Annotated in this window: 1 protein-coding gene; it reads right to left on the bottom strand. The window is 54.4% G+C overall.

Annotated elements, in window-relative coordinates:
• Window positions 1-77: 77 nt before the first annotated feature.
• Window positions 78-603 (bottom strand): hypothetical protein (locus EXE42_RS16440; RefSeq protein ID WP_241988427.1); only part of this gene is annotated, 526 nt, incomplete at its 5' end.

The raw sequence follows: 603 nt of genomic DNA, 5'->3' as shown, positions 1-603 counted from the left end.
TGACTGCTCTTCGCGGTCGATGCGTACTGATTCTTCGAAATCCTCAGGCAGGTCTTCGAACCAAGTTGGGCCAACCATCATTCAGCACCCCTTTCAGAGATCCATGCGTACGGTTCGTCAGTAGGCCGCAGTTGGAGGCTTCCGTGGAGTTCGACGTACTCCCAGGCGTCCGTTCTAGCCACTCTATCGTAGAGCTCTTCCCACCGATCGCTCGGTTGGAACAGGTACTGGAGGCCGACCGGCGACTCAAACCACTCGTCACCACCCTCCTCGTACGAGTAATCCATCGCAACGAGGAGTGGTACATCTCCAAGGGATGGTGGATCACCGACGACAGTTTGCTGATCTTCAAGGACACCGATCTCACGCATGACTGATCGGACGCCTTCACACCAACGTTCCGTGGTGGAGTCAGCGTAGTCGAAAGCGGACCCATCAGAGTATTCAAATTGGTCAAGCACAGTAGTGAGTGCCTCGTTCGAGAAGTCAAGGGCGTCTGTAGAATTTACAAAAAGTCGCTGTACGTACTCGTGGATGACATAGCGGACAAGCACATCGTCCCCGACGAGATACGGGTAGAGAACTTGCGCTTTGTCCTGTGGC

It is taken from the genome of Halorubrum sp. SP3, from assembly GCF_005435195.1.
GTDB lineage: Archaea > Halobacteriota > Halobacteria > Halobacteriales > Haloferacaceae > Halorubrum > Halorubrum sodomense.
This window is presented reverse-complemented; position numbering and strand designations above follow the sequence as displayed.